The organism is Microvirga roseola, from assembly GCF_020866965.1.
GTDB classification, from domain to species: Bacteria; Pseudomonadota; Alphaproteobacteria; order Rhizobiales; family Beijerinckiaceae; genus Microvirga; species Microvirga roseola.
In genome coordinates, this window is sequence record NZ_JAJATX010000005.1 from 1 (window position 1) to 16,416 (window position 16,416).

The 16,416-nt window shown below is 63.7% G+C and carries 15 protein-coding genes and 1 pseudogene; 8 read left to right on the plus strand and 8 right to left on the minus strand.

Annotated elements, in window-relative coordinates; genetic code table 11:
* Window positions 1–40: 40 nt before the first annotated feature.
* Entirely contained in the window at window positions 41–1,282 is a 1,242-nt protein-coding gene (locus LG661_RS04945; protein WP_230530766.1) for an NAD(P)/FAD-dependent oxidoreductase, read from the minus strand.
* A 213-nt stretch (window positions 1,283–1,495) separates the two neighbouring features.
* Here LG661_RS04945 and rpe point away from each other — a divergent pair, with 213 nt between their 5' ends.
* From rpe to LG661_RS04970, 5 genes and pseudogenes are all read left to right on the plus strand, one after another.
* Complete coding sequence (rpe, locus tag LG661_RS04950) at window positions 1,496–2,167, plus strand: ribulose-phosphate 3-epimerase (protein WP_230530767.1); 672 nt, start codon at window positions 1,496–1,498, stop codon at window positions 2,165–2,167.
* Between the two features lie 58 nt (window positions 2,168–2,225).
* On the plus strand, window positions 2,226–3,533 hold the full coding sequence (gene purB / locus LG661_RS04955) for an adenylosuccinate lyase (RefSeq protein WP_230530768.1): 1,308 nt from the start codon (window positions 2,226–2,228) through the stop codon (window positions 3,531–3,533).
* A gap of 92 nt (window positions 3,534–3,625) precedes the next feature.
* Window positions 3,626–4,879 (plus strand): annotated as a pseudogene (locus LG661_RS04960) (class I SAM-dependent methyltransferase).
* A gap of 32 nt (window positions 4,880–4,911) precedes the next feature.
* Window positions 4,912–5,463 carry an RBBP9/YdeN family alpha/beta hydrolase gene (locus tag LG661_RS04965; RefSeq protein ID WP_230530769.1) on the plus strand — a complete coding sequence of 184 codons (552 nt, stop codon included), beginning with the start codon at window positions 4,912–4,914 and terminating at the stop codon, window positions 5,461–5,463.
* Window positions 5,464–5,564: 101 nt separating this feature from the next.
* Complete coding sequence (locus tag LG661_RS04970; protein ID WP_230530770.1) at window positions 5,565–6,224, plus strand: Spy/CpxP family protein refolding chaperone; 660 nt, start codon at window positions 5,565–5,567, stop codon at window positions 6,222–6,224.
* Between the two features lie 60 nt (window positions 6,225–6,284).
* On the opposite strand, the gene rpsD is transcribed toward LG661_RS04970, so the two are convergent.
* The 6 genes from rpsD to LG661_RS05000 all read right to left on the minus strand — a co-directional run bounded on the left by rpsD (window position 6,285) and on the right by LG661_RS05000 (window position 11,281).
* Entirely contained in the window at window positions 6,285–6,902 is a 618-nt protein-coding gene (gene rpsD, locus LG661_RS04975; protein ID WP_230530771.1) for a 30S ribosomal protein S4, read from the minus strand.
* 172 nt (window positions 6,903–7,074) lie between these two features.
* Entirely contained in the window at window positions 7,075–7,947 is an 873-nt protein-coding gene (murI, locus tag LG661_RS04980; protein WP_230530772.1) for a glutamate racemase, read from the minus strand.
* A gap of 9 nt (window positions 7,948–7,956) precedes the next feature.
* Window positions 7,957–9,159, minus strand: coding sequence for a dienelactone hydrolase family protein (locus LG661_RS04985; RefSeq protein WP_230530773.1), 1,203 nt, complete (start codon window positions 9,157–9,159; stop codon window positions 7,957–7,959).
* Window positions 9,160–9,226: 67 nt separating this feature from the next.
* On the minus strand, window positions 9,227–9,961 hold the full coding sequence (locus LG661_RS04990) for an RNA methyltransferase (RefSeq protein WP_230530774.1): 735 nt from the start codon (window positions 9,959–9,961) through the stop codon (window positions 9,227–9,229).
* 105 nt (window positions 9,962–10,066) lie between these two features.
* Window positions 10,067–10,735: a calcium-binding protein gene (locus LG661_RS04995; RefSeq protein WP_230530775.1), complete on the minus strand. Its 669-nt coding sequence runs from the start codon at window positions 10,733–10,735 to the stop codon at window positions 10,067–10,069.
* 255 nt (window positions 10,736–10,990) lie between these two features.
* Window positions 10,991–11,281, minus strand: a complete 291-nt coding sequence (locus LG661_RS05000; RefSeq protein ID WP_230530776.1) for a hypothetical protein — start codon at window positions 11,279–11,281, stop codon at window positions 10,991–10,993.
* Between the two features lie 267 nt (window positions 11,282–11,548).
* On the opposite strand from LG661_RS05000, the gene LG661_RS05005 reads away from it, so the two are divergent.
* Complete coding sequence (locus LG661_RS05005) at window positions 11,549–11,902, plus strand: phospholipase A2 family protein (RefSeq protein ID WP_230530777.1); 354 nt, start codon at window positions 11,549–11,551, stop codon at window positions 11,900–11,902.
* 106 nt (window positions 11,903–12,008) lie between these two features.
* Window positions 12,009–13,223, plus strand: coding sequence for an NADP-dependent isocitrate dehydrogenase (locus LG661_RS05010; RefSeq protein WP_230530778.1), 1,215 nt, complete (start codon window positions 12,009–12,011; stop codon window positions 13,221–13,223).
* A gap of 89 nt (window positions 13,224–13,312) precedes the next feature.
* Here the strand turns inward: LG661_RS05010 and LG661_RS05015 are convergent, their stop codons facing one another.
* On the minus strand, window positions 13,313–14,302 hold the full coding sequence (locus LG661_RS05015) for a diacylglycerol/lipid kinase family protein (protein ID WP_230530779.1): 990 nt from the start codon (window positions 14,300–14,302) through the stop codon (window positions 13,313–13,315).
* A gap of 959 nt (window positions 14,303–15,261) precedes the next feature.
* Here LG661_RS05015 and LG661_RS05020 point away from each other — a divergent pair.
* Complete coding sequence (locus LG661_RS05020) at window positions 15,262–16,401, plus strand: phosphoethanolamine transferase (protein WP_230530780.1); 1,140 nt, start codon at window positions 15,262–15,264, stop codon at window positions 16,399–16,401.
* The last annotated feature ends 15 nt before the right edge of the window (window positions 16,402–16,416 follow it).

Here is a 16,416-nt window from a genome sequence, read left to right on the forward strand (position 1 = left end):
ATCAGGAGGTAATTAGAACTCTAAACCTGCAACTGTAGTGCTAGAACCGGTCCACTCGGTACGGCTTCGGATCGACCACCGGTGTCTCGCCCGTGATCATTTCTGCCAGCAGGCGTCCCGTCACGGGACCTAGCGTCAGGCCGTGATGGGCGTGACCGAAGCCGAACCAGAGATTTTTGTGCCGGGGTGCAGCGCCGATGACAGGCATCATATCAGGCGTGCAGGGGCGCATACCCATCCAGGGCTCCGGATCGAGCCGCTCGCCGAGGGGGAAGAACTCCCGTGCGATGGGCTCGGCCCGGCCGAGCTGAACCGGCGACTTCGGCGCATCGCGGTCGGCGAATTCCGCACCCGTAGTCAGGCGGACGCCCTTCGCCATGGGAGCGAGGAAATAGCCGCGGTCGAAATCGAGGGTCGGCCGGTTAAGCACCGCGTTGCCCTGCGGCTTGTAATGCATGTGGTAGCCGCGCTTGACCGCCAGCGGCAGGCTATAGCCGAGCCGCTTCGTCACCACATCGGCCCAGGCGCCCAGCGCCACGACGACGGAGCCGGCCTCGACCGGCCCGTTCTCGGTCTGCACGCGCCAGCCGGTCGCGGTCTCCTCCAGAGGCCTGGCGTCGCCCGCCGCGAGTTCGCCCCCATGACGCTCGAACAGGCCCACATAGGCCATGGTGAGCGCATGGGGATCGGATACGGAGGCCGGATCCGTCCAGTGGATGCCGCCCTTGGTCTCGACCTTCAGGTGCGGCTCGCGCTCGGCGACGGACCTAGTGTCGAGGGCATCGAAATTGACCCCGAAATCGCGCTTCACCTGCTCGGCGTCGCGGAACTGCTCGTCCCGGCTCTTCTCGTCGCGGAAGACCTTCATCCAGCCGGTGTGACGGATCAGGTTCGTGGCCTTGGCCTCTTCCGCCAAAACCATGTGCTCGGTCACGCTGCGCTCGATGAGCGGCGCGTACATCCGCGCAATCGCCTTGTGCTGCGCCGGACGGGAATGCATCCAGTACTGCCACAGGAAGGGCGCCAGCTTCGGGATGGCGGACCAGTGGTAATGGGCGTCGATGGTATTGTTGAGCGCATAGCGCAGGAGCGCGCCGAAATCGTGCGGGAAGCCGTAAGGATAGACGCCCTCGCGCTGGATCAGGCCCGCATTGCCGAAGGAGGTCTCCTCGCCGGGCTTGCGCTTGTCCACCAGCAGGACGGAGCGCCCGCGCTTCTGCAAGTGCAAGGCAATCGACACGCCGACGATGCCGGCGCCAAGAACAACCACATCCTTACGCATGAGACCCTTGCCCCGTTCCGGCCTCCTCCGGTGCGGGAGGAAAGACCGCTATGCATCCTGTTAAGCTGCCTGTTTACTCCCGATCACCGAGAGCCGTCCATGCCTTTCGGGAGCCAAAACGGCCTCTCCCCAGGGGAGTGGTCTTAGAATGGTTTATGCCAACGGTGCGATGTCCCGTTGCCGTCGGGACAGGCTCGTGCTACCGGCGCGCTCATGACACGCCCGCTCCTCATCGCCCCCTCGATCCTCGCCTCCGATTTCTCCAAACTCGGAGAGGAGGTTCGCGCCATCGACGCCGCCGGTGCCGACTGGATCCACATCGACGTCATGGACGGGCATTTCGTACCGAACATCACGCTGGGGCCCGATATCGTGAAGGCGCTTCGTCCGCATACGAAGAAGGTCTTCGACGTGCATCTGATGATTGCGCCGGTCGACCCTTATCTCGAAGCCTTCGCCAAGGCGGGGGCAGACGTCATCAGCATCCATGCGGAGGCGGGCCCGCACCTGCACCGCTCTCTCCAGACCATCCGGGCACTGGGCAAGAAGGCCGGCGTGGTGCTGAACCCCGGCACCCATGAATCCGCCATCGAGCCCGTGCTCGACATGCTGGACCTCGTCCTGCTCATGACGGTCAATCCCGGCTTCGGCGGTCAGGCCTTCATCGGATCGGTCTGCGAGAAAACCCGCCGGGTGAAGGCCATGATCGGCAGCCGCGACATCGACATCGAAATCGACGGCGGCGTGACCGCGGAAACCGCTCCTCTCGTGGCCGCCGCCGGCGCCAACGTGCTGGTCGCCGGCTCCGCCACCTTCAAGGGCGGCCCGGACGCCTACGCCGCCAACATGGCCGCCATCCGCGCGGCGGCCGAGAAGGCGCGTTGAGATCATAGGGCGATCGTGCTACCGCGCGGGCATATCACCCGCGTGGAAGTGTGAAGCCATGATCCCCCGTTACAGCCGTCCCGAGATGGTGGCCATCTGGTCGCCGGAAACCAAGTTCCGCATCTGGTTCGAGATCGAGGCCCATGCCACGACGGCGCTCGCCAATCTTGGCGTCGTGCCACGGGAGGCAGCGGAAAAGGTCTGGGAGAAGGGCTCCACGGCCCTCTTCGACGTGGAGCGCATCGACTCTATCGAGCGTGAGGTCAAGCACGACGTCATCGCCTTCCTCACGCATCTGGCGGAGATCGTCGGCCCCGAGGCGCGGTTCGTCCACCAGGGCATGACCTCGTCGGATGTGCTCGATACCACGTTCAACGTGCAGCTCGCCCGCGCCTCCGACCTGCTCCTGCGCGACATCGAGGAGTTGCTCGCGGCCCTCAAGCGTCGCGCCTTCGAGCACAGGATGACGCCGACCATTGGCCGCTCCCACGGCATCCATGCGGAGCCCACCACCTTCGGGCTCAAGCTCGCCCAGGCCTATGCCGAGTTCGAGCGCTGCAAGCTGCGCCTGACCGAGGCAAGGCGCGAGATCGCGACCTGCGCCATTTCCGGCGCGGTCGGCACCTTCGCCAATATCGACCCGGTGGTCGAGGAGTACGTGGCCGAGCAGATGGGTCTCCAGATCGAGCCCGTCTCGACCCAGGTCATCCCCCGCGACCGGCACGCCATGTTCTTCGCGACCCTGGCCGTGATCGCCTCCTCCATCGAGCGGCTGGCGACGGAAGTGCGCCACCTGCAGCGCAGCGAGGTGCTGGAGGCGGAGGAGTTCTTCTCCGCCGGACAGAAGGGCTCGTCCGCCATGCCGCACAAGCGCAACCCGGTGCTCACCGAGAACCTGACGGGTCTCGCCCGCATGGTGCGCGCCTATGCGCTTCCGGCCATGGAGAACGTGGCGCTCTGGCACGAGCGGGACATTTCCCACTCCTCGGTCGAGCGCATGATCGGTCCCGACGCCACGGTGACCCTCGACTTCGCGCTCGCGCGCCTCACCAGCGTCATCGACAAGCTGGTGGTGTACCCCGAGAACATGCAGAAGAACCTGGACCGCCTCGGCGGCCTCGTTCACTCCCAGCGGGTCCTGCTGGCGCTGACGCAAAAGGGAGCCTCCCGCGAGGACGCTTACAGGCTCGTCCAGCGCAACGCCATGCCGGTCTGGCGCGGCGAAGGCGACTTCTTGACCCTGCTGAAGGCCGACGCGGACGTGACGAAGTACCTGAAGCCCGAGGAAATCGAGGCCTGCTTCGATCTCGGGTACCACTTCAAGCACGTGGACACGATCTTCACCCGGGTCTTCGGGAGCCGCTAAAAGGCCAAGCTTTCGGCCCCGCTGGGGCTGGACATTTTTGCCTAGTGCGCAACAATCCCCGGTCTGGAGATCACGACACGGGGATTTGCACCATGCTGTCGGAGAAACTTCTCAGCGAGGCGTTCTCGCGGGCCGTCCGGCACGGCACCCTTGAGCTGACGACAGCCGGGGGGAAGGCCATGACCTTCGGCGACGGGCAGGAGCCGAAGGTGGCGATTCGGCTTACGGATGCCGCGGCCCAGATGGCTCTTTGCCTCCACCCCGAACTCAAACTCGGGGAACTCTTCACGGACGGCCGGCTGATCATCTAGAAGGGCACGATCCTGGACCTTCTCCAGCTCCTGCTCCAGGACACGCGCGGGGAGCTCGACGAGCTTCCCCTCCGCCGCCTGCGCAAGGTCCGCGCCTGGATGATCCGGCGGAACGAGAACGACGCCTCCCGCTCGAAGCGTAACGTCGCCCACCATTACGATCTCGACGGGCGGCTCTATTCCCTCTTTCTCGACAGCGACAAACAGTATTCCTGCGCCTATTTCGACCACCCCGATGCGAGCCTCGAAGAGGCGCAGCTGGCGAAGAAGCGGCATATCGCGGCCAAGCTCCTGGTGGATGAAGGCCATAGCGTCCTCGATATCGGCTCCGGCTGGGGCGGGCTCGGGCTCTATCTTGCGCAGGTTGCCGAGGCGGGTTCCGTCAGGGGCGTGACGCTCTCCGAGGAACAGCTTGATGTCTCACGCAAGCGCGCGGCTGCAGCGGGCATCCTCAACCGCGTCCGCTTCGAATTGGAGGACTACCGCTCGACCGCCGGCACCTTCGACCGTATCGTGTCGGTCGGCATGTTCGAGCATGTGGGCGTGCCGTCCTACGACGATTACTTCCGGACCTGCCGGAAGCTCCTGAAGGAGGACGGCGTCATGCTCCTCCACACGATCGGGCGCACCGGAGCACCCTCCCCCACCAATCCCTGGATCACCAAGTACATCTTCCCCGGCGGGCACCTGCCCACCCTGTCGGAGATGATGCCGTCCATCGAGCGCGCAGGGCTCGTCGTGACCGACATCGAGATCCTGCACCTCCACTACGCTTATACGCTTCAAGCCTGGCGCAAGCGCTTCATAGCCCATCGCGAGGAGGTCAAGCGCCTCTATGACGAGAGCTTTTGCCGGATGTGGGAGTGCTACCTCGCCATGTCGGAATCCGCCTTCCGCTGGCAGGATGCGGTGGTGTTCCAGGTGCAGCTCGCAAGGCGCAACGACGTGGTGCCCCTGACCCGCGACTACATCGCCGAACGGGAAGCGATCTTGAGGCAGGCGGAGGAATCCCTGGAAATGAAGCGGAGCGCTTGAATGCGGATCGGCGGACGTTTACCTCCCGAGGCATGAAAACCTCCGATTGCGACATCCTCATCGTTCCCGGCTATGAAAATTCCGGTCCCGACCACTGGCAGAGCCGGTGGGAGCGCCAGCTCTCCAGCGCCTGGCGGGTCGAGCAGGAAAACTGGGACGCTCCCGATAAGGACGCCTGGGTGGAACGCATCGCCCAGGATGTGAAGCGCGCCAGAAAGCCCATCGTTCTGGTCGGCCACAGCCTCGGGGTGCTGGCCATCGCCCACGCGGCTCCGCGGCTCGAACCCGGCAAGGTCCAGGGCGCCTTCCTGGTCGGACTGCCGGATGCGGAGCGGCCCGAGTTCGTGCCTGCCATCGACCGCGCCTTCGCGCCGATCCCGCGCGATCCCCTGCCCTTTCCCTCGGTCCTCGTTGCCAGCCGGACGGACCCCTTCTGCGACTACGGCAAGGCGGAGGACATCGCCTATGCCTGGGGCTCCGCCTTCGTGGATGCGGGCGATGCCGGACACCTCAATACGGCCAGCGGCTACGGCCCCTGGCCTGAGGGGCTGATGCGCTTTGCGGGGTTCCTGAAACGGTTGTAAGGGGAGCCCCCTCTCCCACATGACGAAAAGTTCATGCGCCGGTCACGTGGGCGAGAGCAGACTGGGATCAGCTTATCCTTACTCATCAAGGAGCAGATCCCATGAAGAAGATAACGATCCTCGCAACCGCAGCCCTCGTGGCAGCCACGAGCACCTTTGCCATCGCGCAGCAGCAGCCGGCGCAAGGTACGCCTCAGGCTCCGGCAGCCGGGCAGCAGCAGGAGCAGACCGACCGTCGGGGTCCGCGTGGCCTGTCGCAGGACGACTTCAGCCGCCTCCTTGACGCCCGAGTCGCAGCCATCAAGGCCGGGCTGAAGCTGACGCCCGAGCAGGAAAATCTCTGGCAGCCGGTCGAGGTCGCGATCCGCGAGAACGCCAACGAGCGCTTCGACCGCATGCAGCAGTTCCGGGCGAACCGCGAGCAGCGCCAGGACCTCGACTTCATGCAGCGCCTTGAGCGGCGCGGCACGATGATGACCGAGAATGCCCAGCGGGCGAGCTCCCTGGCAACCGCCCTGCGCCCGCTCTGGAACACCCTTAGCGAGGACCAGAAGCGCATCGCCCCGCGCCTCCTGCAGACCGCTGTCGGCGGCATGGGCTGGCGTGAGCGTGGCGGACGCCGCGGCGGCGAGCATCACGGCCGCAGGGGCGGCATGCACCATGGCCGGGGCATGATGGGCCAAGGCGGCATGGGTCCTGGTGGTATGGGACCCGGAGGAATGGGTCCGGGCGGCCCGCAGGCTCCTGCCCAGCAACAGTAAGCTCAGACAAGCAAAAAGGCCGCCCGGTGGGCGGCCTTTTCGATTCCGAGTTCGCGGCGATTAGCGCGAATAGAACTCGATCACGAGGTTCGGCTCCATCTGGACCGGGTACGGCACTTCCGACAGGGTCGGGATGCGCGTCACGCGGGCCGTCATCTTGGAGTGGTCGACCTCGATGTAGTCCGGCACGTCGCGCTCGGCGAGCTGGCTCGCAACGACGACAACCTCGAGCTGCTTCGACTTGTCCTTCACCTCGATCACGTCGCCGGCCTTCACGAGATAGCTCGGGATGTTGACGCGGCGGCCGTTCACCTTCACGTGGCCGTGATTGACGAACTGGCGGGCGGCGAAGGGGGTCGCGACGAACTTCGCGCGGTACACGACCGCGTCGAGACGGCGCTCGAGCAGACCGATCAGGTTCTCACCGGAGTCGCCCTTCTGGCGGATCGCCTCGGCGTAGTACCGGCGGAACTGCTTCTCGGTGATGTTGGCGTAGTAGCCCTTGAGCTTCTGCTTCGCGCGCAACTGCGTGCCGAAGTCGGACATCTTGCCCTTGCGGCGCTGGCCGTGCTGGCCGGGGCCGTATTCGCGGCGGTTCACGGGGCTCTTCGGGCGGCCCCAGATATTCTGGCCCATGCGGCGGTCAAGCTTGTGCTTGGCCTGAATGCGCTTCGACATCGCGGTTCCTCTTGTTGTCGAACGGTTTCGAGGAACGCGCCCTCCTCTTCCCCGAAGGGACGACAGGCCGGCCGGAGCCGGGCCACGGGTGCGTAAAAAGTTACGCGGCCCGTCAGGACCGCGCGAACGGTTGGGACTTATGAGAAAAGCGAGGGAAAGTCAATCGAACGCTTCAACCCAGGAGGAGCGGCATGTCCTCGACGGTCACGAGAGGCAGCCCCTTGGCGCGCAGGGCCTCGCGCAGCGGCGTGCTGATGCCGGCTCCACCGGTGAAGACGGCAATGGCCTCGTCCTCGTCGGCTTCATGGCCCGGAACCGGCGCACCGATCAGCTGGGTGACGCGGCGGGCGATGGCCGGGGCCGGGTCGATCCAGGTGACGGGCCAGGGGGCCAGGGCCTCAAGGCGCGGCAGGAGCAGCGGGTAGTGCGTGCAGCCCAGCGCCACCACGTCGGTCCGTCCGCCCTCATCCTCCACGAAACAGGGCCCGAGTTCAGCCAGAAGCTCCTCATCCGGAGCAGGGCTCCCGGCAAGCTCCGCCTCCGCGAAACCCGCCAGGCGACGGGACCCGACGAGATTGACCCTGCAGCCTGCCGCATAGGTCTCGATCAGGTCGCGGGTATAATCCCGCGCAACCGTGCCGGGGGTGGCCAGCACCGAAACATATCCGGTCCGGGTCGTCTGCGCCGCCGGCTTGATCGCGGGAACGGTGCCGACGAAGGGCACAGAGAAACGCGCCCGCAGGGGCGGCAGTACGATGGTCGAGGCCGTGTTGCAGGCCACCACCACGAGGGTCGGATCGTAGAGGCCGATCAGCCGCTCCATCACAGCCACGGCCCGTTCCGCCAGCACCGCCTCGCTCAGGTGGCCATAGGGGAAGCCGGCATCGTCCGCCGCATAGACATAGCGGGCGTCGGGCCGGGCCTTCAGGATCTCCGAAAAGACCGTGAGGCCGCCAAGGCCCGAATCGAAGACGAGGATCGTGGGGACCGGTGAGGGCATGACGGCTGGAAGATAGGTCGCTCCGGCCAGAAGATCGACACGCATGACGCCACCTTACGAACGCAAGCTGTTGATGAAGTCGGACAGTCCCTGCTTGGTTTCCGGAGGCGTCATGTTCAGCTTGCGCCGGGGACCGCGCTCCTGCTTCTCCTGTTGCCCCTCCACCTTGGGCATCTGGGCCGAGAGGCGGCGCACGGGCCAGCCGTCGTCCCAAACGCCCATGTCGACGAATTTGGGGGTTCGGACGAGAGAGGCCGCATCCCTGCCGGCGAAGGCGGCGTCGGCGGCCATGTCGAAAGTCTTCCAGAAGGCCAGGTAGTCCAGCGCGTCGGTGACGTTGTTGCCGAGTTGCTGGGTGAGGATGGTCTGGGGTCCAGTCAGCGCCATGTCGGCGCTCCAGCGCCAGGTGTTCTTCTGCTTGGGATCGCGGGGCGGATCGGGCGGGAGCTTGATCGAGGCCGCATCGTATTCGGGTTTGGGCGAGCCGGGCGAGGCCAGGGTCGCGGTGAGAGCCGGGAAGCCGTGATCGTCCGACCCCACCCGCATGAAGAGCTTACGGGTCGCCGGGATCGCCGTGGTCTCCTGCAGGAGCCGCCGGGACGCCCGGTCGGCAGGAAGATGCTCCCGGTCTCCGCTCATGAGGATGAGCATGGTCGAGCCGTCGACTGTTGAGAGATCGTCGAGCAGGATTCCCCGCTCCTTCTCGTTGGAGGCGATGCCGCCGGGCATAAGGCCGAAGATCAACTTCGGGGTCGGCAGCCCCTCCTGCCCGCCTCCGGCCGCGAGATTGAGCGAGAGAGGCACGCCGGCGAGATGGCCGATATAGGCGACGCGGCTGAGATCAGGCTTGGCCTCGGGATCGTCCGCCAGGGCGGCGAGCGCCTTGCGGATCAAGTCGGCTGCGTACTTCGCTGCATCCGCAGGCTTCGTGCGGTTCACTTCCTGGAAACGTGGGAAGAGGACAAGATTGCCCTTGCGGGCGAGATGCTCGATCCAGCCGCCATAGAAGGATGGGTTGGCTGCGCCCCAGGAATGGATGAAGACCACCACGGGCCGGGGCTGGGACGGAGCGCCCGTGCTGTGGAAGACGTAAGTGGCGGCGCTGGCGGTTCCTACCGCACGCTTCGACACCTCGGGCACCTTGTAATCCGCTCCGCCCGGCCCCTTCTCAGGCTGCCTCGGAGGCGTTGTCGCCTGAGCGGCCGGCGCGGCAAGGCACGAGCCGAGGAGGAGGAGCAGGATCAGTGAGCGGCGCATCGGCGATCTCTGGTCGAAGGAACGGACGCATCATGCGTCCTATTTTCCTCATCTAAGCAGAAGATCTTTAAGGCTTTCTCAACCGGCGCCCTTCCGCAAGCGCGCGAATCGCCCCGCGGAGTGTCCGCACGTCCTGCTCGGTCAACTCGAGGCGGTGGAAGATGTCCCGCATATTCCGGGTCATCGTCGGCTTCTTGTCTTCGGGATAGAAATTCACCGCATCGAGCTCGGTCTCGATATAGTCGAAGAAGGACAGGACCATCTCCCGTGGTGCAGGCGGCGAGAGCCGCTCCCCTGCGAAGGGCAACGCGCCACCGGTCTCGAGCTTGTACCATTCATAGGATACGAGCAGGACCGCCTGCGCCAGATTGAGCGAGGAGAACTTCGGGTCGACCGGGAAGGTGACGATGGCGTCCGCCAGCGATACCTCGTCGTTCTCCAGCCCCGTGCGTTCGCGCCCGAAGAGGATGCCGACGCCCTGCCCTGCTCCGATCCGGGTCCGTGCCTCCGTCATGGCGGCCTCCGGCGCGAAGACCCGCTTCATCTGCCCCCGCTCCCGGGCCGTGGTGGCGAAGACATAGTTCAGGTCCGCAATCGCCCCGCGGACATCGTCGAAGAGCCTTGCGCCCTCGAGGATATGCGTCGCCCCCGAGGCCGCCGAATGCGCCCCCTTCTTCGGCCAGCCGTTGCGCGGTGAGACGAGGCGCAGCTCCGACAGCCCGAAATTGGCCATGGCCCGCGCCACCATGCCGATGTTTTCGGCGAGTTGCGGTTCCACGAGGATGATGATCGGGCGGGGCATGGCGTTGAACGATGTGGCGGTGGGATGGCTTGCGCCCTCCCATAGCGCCAAAAGCGATGCGGCCGCTAGGGCCGCATCGTTGATCGATCCGAAGGAGTTCCGATCTCAGATGATGTAGAGATAGCTCATGTCGGACGAGTAGCCCGCGTTCTTGAGTGTCACGCCCGTCTCGAAGAGCCCATCGCCATTGAGGTCGGAGAACAGGTAACCAGTGTCCTTCCTGGAATTGTACAGGAAGACGTGAGTCACGCCCGTGTCGCCGTAATAGTAATCGGCGATGTCGGCAGCCGACGTTATGGACGTCGCAGTCGTCGCCTTCTCGCGGTAATTGGAGCGCGTTCCCTTGACCGACAGGTCGATCCAGTCATCGGAGCGGTTCCAGTCGGAGATGACATCGGCCTTGCTGGTGGTGATCCCGGAGGTGCCCTTCGTGAAGACGAAGATGTCCTCACCGCTGCCGCCTTTCAGCGTATCGCGTCCGGTACCGCCCGAGAGCAGGTCGTCGCCCGTGCCGCCCGACAGGTCGTCGAGCCCCGATCCGCCAAAGAGGTCGTCATGACCGGAGCCGCCGAGGAGATCGTCATAGCCGGAGCCGCCATAGAGATCGTCCGAACCTGCGCTGCCGTTCAGGTAGTCGTCGCCGGCCCCGCCGTAGATGTCGTCATGGCCGTAATAGCCATAGATCAGGTCGTCGCCGTCATACCCGTAGATGATGTCCGAGTAGTCGGAGCCGTCGATGTCGTTGTCCCAGTCGTCCCCGTAGATCCTTGCCATCATAGCCTCCGCTGAACCACGTTCCTGGCCGCCCTCGCCGAGGGCTGCCGACCATGTTGCGCCGGTTGTGCCACAGGGTCGTTAAGCTCTCGTTTCAGCATCACGATGCAACAATCAGGCTTAACGGTGGCCGGGCGGGCCGTTCATCGGCCGTAAAGGTGCGAGGCCCGCGAATGGAGGCTTTATCGCCCTTCGCCTATCCAACAAAAAGCCCCCCGAATCGGGGGGCCTTCCTGACGGGTCTTTCGACTGCGCTTACCAGCAACCGCCCCAACCGCAGTAATAGCTCGGCCGAGCCACGGCCGCGCCGAGGACGGCACCGCCAACAACGCCGGCAGCCGCACCGACGGCAGCCTGATTGGCGGCCGCGTTCGACTGCGCAACGTTGTTGCGATAGCCTGCATTCACGCAGCGGGCATAGGTGGCGGTGCCGGGCTTCAAGCCGGCCTCAAGGCAGACGGATTCGGCATTCTGCATGGATTGTTCGGCCGTTTGGCAACCGGCAAGGACCAGAGCGGCAGCTCCGAGAACGATGGCAAGACGCATTTCAGCTCCCCAGTGGATAAATAGGTAAACAGTCCGACGAGATGAATGGAATAACATGCCCCGAGTCAACGGATTTGTACCTGACGTTGGGGCAATCGCGTCGGAATACACAGGTTTCAGCACGGCCAAGCTTACCTCACCGTGTGGCAGCGCACCGGGCGTGAATTCCTGCCGCAGGGAGGAACTTCGGCCTATCCCCGTCGCTTTTGCCGTCGCCCGGGAGATTGCGCTGAAGAACGGAGCCTCATTGCGTTCTGGTTGCGTTGCATGACCATCGCCCTGTTCCTGGCTCTGCCCGCAGCGGCCGAGTCTGCCGCCTGGCCTGTCCAACCGCAATCCGCCCTGTTCCATGGAAACTGGTGCGGAGTAGGCGATGCAGGCCGGGCTGCGCCTGAGGATGCTCTCGATGCCGCCTGCCGGGCGCATGACATCTGCTACGAGCGGATGGGAAGGAACGCCTGCCCCTGCAACAACGAATTTCTCAAGGCGACTGCGGCCATCGTCAGAAATCCCAGGACCGAGGAGACGCTGCGGAACAAGGCCGCCGCCGCCAACTCCCTTTTCAGCACCGCACCCTGCGTGGATCCTGAGGAAAGAACCGGCAGTTCCAGGCGACGGTGAATTCCGCGCCCCGCCCTTCCCCACTGGCCTCAACCGCGCTATAGCCCCCGGCAACCATCCTGCCCCATGGCAGGATCGTTCCAGCCCTTAAGCGCAAGGTGAGATCATGGCGAAGATCAAGGTTGCCAATCCGGTCGTCGAACTCGACGGCGACGAGATGACCCGCATCATTTGGCAGTTCATCAAGGACAAGCTGATCCACCCCTACCTCGATATCGACCTGAAGTACTACGACCTCGGGATCGAGCACCGCGACGCCACCAACGACAAGGTCACGGTCGAGGCGGCCGAGGCCATCAAGAAGTACGGCGTCGGCGTGAAATGCGCCACGATCACGCCGGACGAGGCCCGCGTGAAGGAGTTCAACCTGAAGGAGATGTGGAAGTCGCCCAACGGCACGATCCGCAACATCCTCGGCGGCGTGATCTTCCGCGAGCCCATCATCTGCAAGAACGTTCCGCGTCTCGTTCCCGGCTGGACCCAGCCGATCATCGTCGGCCGTCATGCTTTCGGCGACCAGTACCGCGCCACGGATTTTAAGGTGCCTGGCAAGGGCCGCCTGTCGATCAAGTTCGAGGGTGAGGACGGCACGGTCATCGAGAAGGAAGTCTTCAAGTTCCCGGACGCCGGCGTCGCCATGGCGATGTACAACCTGGACGAGTCGATCCGCGACTTCGCTCGCGCCTCCCTGAACTACGGCCTGAACCGCAAGTATCCGGTCTATCTCTCCACGAAGAACACGATCCTCAAGGCCTATGACGGCCGCTTCAAGGACATCTTCGAGGAGATTTACCAGAACGAGTTCAAGGCGAAGTTCGACGCCGCCGGCATCCATTACGAGCACCGCCTCATCGACGACATGGTGGCCTCGGCCCTCAAGTGGTCGGGCGGCTATGTGTGGGCCTGTAAGAACTACGACGGTGACGTGCAGTCCGACACGGTCGCTCAGGGCTTCGGCTCACTCGGCCTCATGACCTCCGTGCTGATGACGCCGGATGGCCAGACCGTCGAAGCGGAGGCCGCCCACGGCACCGTGACCCGCCACTTCCGGGAGCATCAGAAGGGCAAGGAGACCTCCACCAACTCCATCGCCTCGATCTTCGCCTGGACCCGTGGCCTCGCGCACCGCGCCAAGCTCGACAACAATGCCGATCTCGCCAAGTTCGCGGCGACCCTCGAGACGGTCTGCGTCGACACGGTCGAGTCCGGGTACATGACCAAGGACCTCGCCCTGCTGGTGGGCGCCGAGCAGAAGTGGCTCTCCACCACCGGCTTCCTCGACAAGATCGACGAGAACCTCAAGAAGGCAATGGCAGCGTAAAAGAGCTTTCCCTTCCGCTGATTGCAAATGGCCGGGCATGTCCCGGCCATTTGTTTTTAGCGGCCCCTTCATCGGGAGGCCGACCAGCCTCAGGGTGCGATGACGGAGATCGGGCGCTCGCACAGGCCGATATTGAGAGGGAGCGTCCCACGGGAATCGCCATCCAGTTGAACCGGATCACCGTCATATCCCGTAATGAGGACCTTGGACGCCGGTAGCGTCCGATAGCCCGGTGTTCGCGTGAGAAGCCCTGTGGCCATGCCGAGGATGTAGAGCAATGCGCTCCACCGGCCGTCGCGCTGGAACAGACAGACCTGGAGTTCGGATTTGTGCAGACAGGCCTCAGGAGCGAGCTGGAACTCCCCGGCATAGAAGCGGCTCCTCGCCACCACGACCGAGCTGGCCTCGAACATCTGGGAGTCGTCGACGAGAACCCGGTAGCGGCGAGGCGCATGGAGGGCGAGCTCACGCAGACCGTGCAGGACATAGGCGAGCTTGCCGAGCCTGCGCTTCAGGCGAAGGCTTATGCGGTCGACCACGCGTGCATCCAGCCCGACCCCGCACATGAGAGCAAAGAACCGCCCGTTGGACCGCCCGAGATAAATGTCGCAGACGGGGCCATGAGCGAGAAGCCGCGCTAGGGCCTTCGCATTCCTCGGAAGGCCGAGATCCCGGGCCAGCACGTTCGTAGTGCCGATCGGGATCAGTCCCAATGTCGGCAGTGCCACACTCTTCTCGCAGTTCAAAAGGCCATTGATGGCTTCATTGATGGTACCATCGCCACCCGCCACCACCAGGGCGTCGACGTCAGGTCCGCTTGCGCGTGCGATCACCTCCGCGGCTCCGGCGCAGTCCGTCCTGCGAAGGCGGATCCGGCTCCCCTCGCCCCTGAGCGCTCTCAACACGGCCGACAGGTACTTCCGCCGCCCCCTTCCGGCATGGGGATTGTAGACGATCAGGAGACGGCGTCCCTTGGTGCCCTGCCCGCTAAATGTTGGAGCTTGAGCACGACCCGAAGCGAATTCGCTGCCTGCAAGCACTGCGTGAATGTCCCCCCAGGATCTAGCAAATGAAGCCATGGGCCGCACCGGACGCTCGGCTGTAAAATCCGGAAGAAATCAGGGTAACAGCTGGGCATCAACCGAGAAACACTCGAAAGGATAATGCTCGTCGCCAAAAGAGCCTACAGGTTCTGGCGAGCCGCGTCCTTGCGATGGATATCGGGATTACCAAGTGCCGCAGTTCCGTGCACTGCGAATACCTCTTTAGATCCGCCCTTATAAGTCCAACGCCGACTTTCGGCGGCTAACGACCGCCTACCCGGGCTCGAATTCTCATCTTGACGGCCGCTCAAGCCGCCCGAACGAGCGTAGTACGTCCTCAGAGGCATTGTTAACGTAACCTAAGATTGTAATTTCAATCTTCATTTGCCAGCTACGTTGCCGCAGGATTTTCAATGTCTTGGATTTTCGATACGTCGGCTCCCATCAGACACAGCGGATGGTCGTCCTATCAGCGCTTTCTGACGCCATATTACGAGCAGAGCAGAGCCTGTCTGCTGCTTCTGGCCTTGCTAGTCTATCCCTCGGTTGCAATATCGCTTCTTGTCCTGACCGGACCTGAAGGCGGCAAGATGTGGTACAGAATGCCTGTATCGATCTTCTACAATGCAGCAACATTTTCTGCGTTCATCATCGTACTTGGATTCACGCCGCGAATTTTAGCGCACATCATCATCAAATTTTCGATTCTGATATCCATACTGTTTACCTTCATATCGTTTTTTCATTTCGCACGTTATCATCAGCTAATTGGGCTCTCGTCATTCTACGCCGTCATCGACACGACGTGGCAAGAGGCGCAAGAATACCTCCTGGCGACCGGTCAGGTTGCTTCATCCACGACCTACCTGGCTGGTGTTCTGGCAACCGCTCCCCTGGCGCTTGCCCTCTTCCGGTACCCGTCCCCACCGGCCTGGCCCTATTCTGCCTGGATCAGGTTCACCGCAGTCGCTCTTGGGACCGCAACGATGGCCTGCATGACCTATGTCGGCACGACCAGAGGATATCTCTGGCAGAACAACCAGCTCATGCTGATGATCGGGACGAGTGCGCAGGCACTATACGAAACGTACGAAGTGAAAAGGCTTCTCGCGAACACGGCGGACAACCTGCCCTCGAACGTGGCAATCGAGGACGGCAGGCCCGCGACGCATATTCTCGTTCTCGGGGAGTCGACGACCAGAAGGCACATGTCGCTTTATGGCTACGGCCGCAAGACCACGCCGGAGCTGGACCGGCTTTCGCCGGAGCTCGAGGTCGCGACGGATGCCTGTTCCTCGCGGGGCCAAACGGCCCCGCAGGTGAAAGAGCTCTTCACCTTCGCGACTCGCGAGGATCCGAGCCTTCTCACGGAGGGCCCCAGCCTGACCCAGATCATGAAGGCCGGCAGCTTCAAGGTGTACTGGCTGTCCAACCAACAGATCGTCGGCAAGCAAGACAGGTGGGCCGGCATCTTCTCCCTGCATGCCGACGAGCAGCACTATACCAACATGCGCGGCTGGGCGGATGGCGTGAGCTACGACGGACAGCTTCTGCCGATCCTGAAGACGATCCTGTCCGACGACTCGACCCAGCGTCGTTTCATCGTTGTTCACCTGCTCGGAACGCATGAGGGGTACGATCTGCGCTACCCGGCCGAATACCAGGTCTTCAACGATCTTGCAGGCATGGATGCGCGGTTTGTGGCCTACGGCCACAACGAATGGCGGATCGGCGTCTACAACGCCTACGATAATGCGAATCTCTACAACGATCACATCGTCAGCGAGATCATCCGAGAGGCCAAGAAGATCGATCGCGTCACGGTCACGTACCTCTCGGATCATGGCGAGGTGGTTGGCGAAGGAACCAGCATGTTCGGTCACCTGGACGACCGGGGTCCACGCCAGATGTACGAGATCCCGCTGCTGTTCTATCTTGGCTCGGCCTGGAGGCAGGAACAGGCTGGCAAGGTGGATGCACTGCGGTCCAACCTCGGGCAGCCGGTGCAGTCGGACGAACTCATCCACTCCTTGCTCGACCTCTACGGCATTCAGCACCCTCTCAAGCGCTCGGACCGAAGCCTTCTGAGCGCAGCCCACCAGCCGAAGCCGAGATTCTGCGACACGCTCCAATAGCGTTGCCAGGGTTCA

Bases quoted from the DNA above. Each gene is read 5' to 3' on its own strand.
- LG661_RS04945 (WP_230530766.1), bottom strand. From the start codon at position 1,282: ATGCGTAAGGATGTGGTTGTTCTTGGCGCCGGCATCGTCGGCGTGTCG.
- rpsD (WP_230530771.1), bottom strand. From the start codon at position 6,902: ATGTCGAAGCGCATTCAGGCCAAGCACAAGCTTGACCGCCGCATGGGC.
- LG661_RS05000 (WP_230530776.1), bottom strand. From the start codon at position 11,281: ATGCGTCTTGCCATCGTTCTCGGAGCTGCCGCTCTGGTCCTTGCCGGT.
- LG661_RS04965 (WP_230530769.1), top strand. From the start codon at position 4,912: ATGAAAACCTCCGATTGCGACATCCTCATCGTTCCCGGCTATGAAAAT.
- LG661_RS05010 (WP_230530778.1), top strand. From the start codon at position 12,009: ATGGCGAAGATCAAGGTTGCCAATCCGGTCGTCGAACTCGACGGCGAC.
- LG661_RS05020 (WP_230530780.1), top strand. From the start codon at position 15,262: ATGACCTATGTCGGCACGACCAGAGGATATCTCTGGCAGAACAACCAG.
- LG661_RS04990 (WP_230530774.1), bottom strand. From the start codon at position 9,961: ATGCCCCGCCCGATCATCATCCTCGTGGAACCGCAACTCGCCGAAAAC.
- murI (WP_230530772.1), bottom strand. From the start codon at position 7,947: ATGCGTGTCGATCTTCTGGCCGGAGCGACCTATCTTCCAGCCGTCATG.
- LG661_RS04985 (WP_230530773.1), bottom strand. From the start codon at position 9,159: ATGCGCCGCTCACTGATCCTGCTCCTCCTCCTCGGCTCGTGCCTTGCC.
- LG661_RS05015 (WP_230530779.1), bottom strand. From the start codon at position 14,302: ATGGCTTCATTTGCTAGATCCTGGGGGGACATTCACGCAGTGCTTGCA.
- LG661_RS04995 (WP_230530775.1), bottom strand. From the start codon at position 10,735: ATGGCAAGGATCTACGGGGACGACTGGGACAACGACATCGACGGCTCC.
- LG661_RS04970 (WP_230530770.1), top strand. From the start codon at position 5,565: ATGAAGAAGATAACGATCCTCGCAACCGCAGCCCTCGTGGCAGCCACG.
- LG661_RS05005 (WP_230530777.1), top strand. From the start codon at position 11,549: ATGACCATCGCCCTGTTCCTGGCTCTGCCCGCAGCGGCCGAGTCTGCC.
- rpe (WP_230530767.1), top strand. From the start codon at position 1,496: ATGACACGCCCGCTCCTCATCGCCCCCTCGATCCTCGCCTCCGATTTC.
- purB (WP_230530768.1), top strand. From the start codon at position 2,226: ATGATCCCCCGTTACAGCCGTCCCGAGATGGTGGCCATCTGGTCGCCG.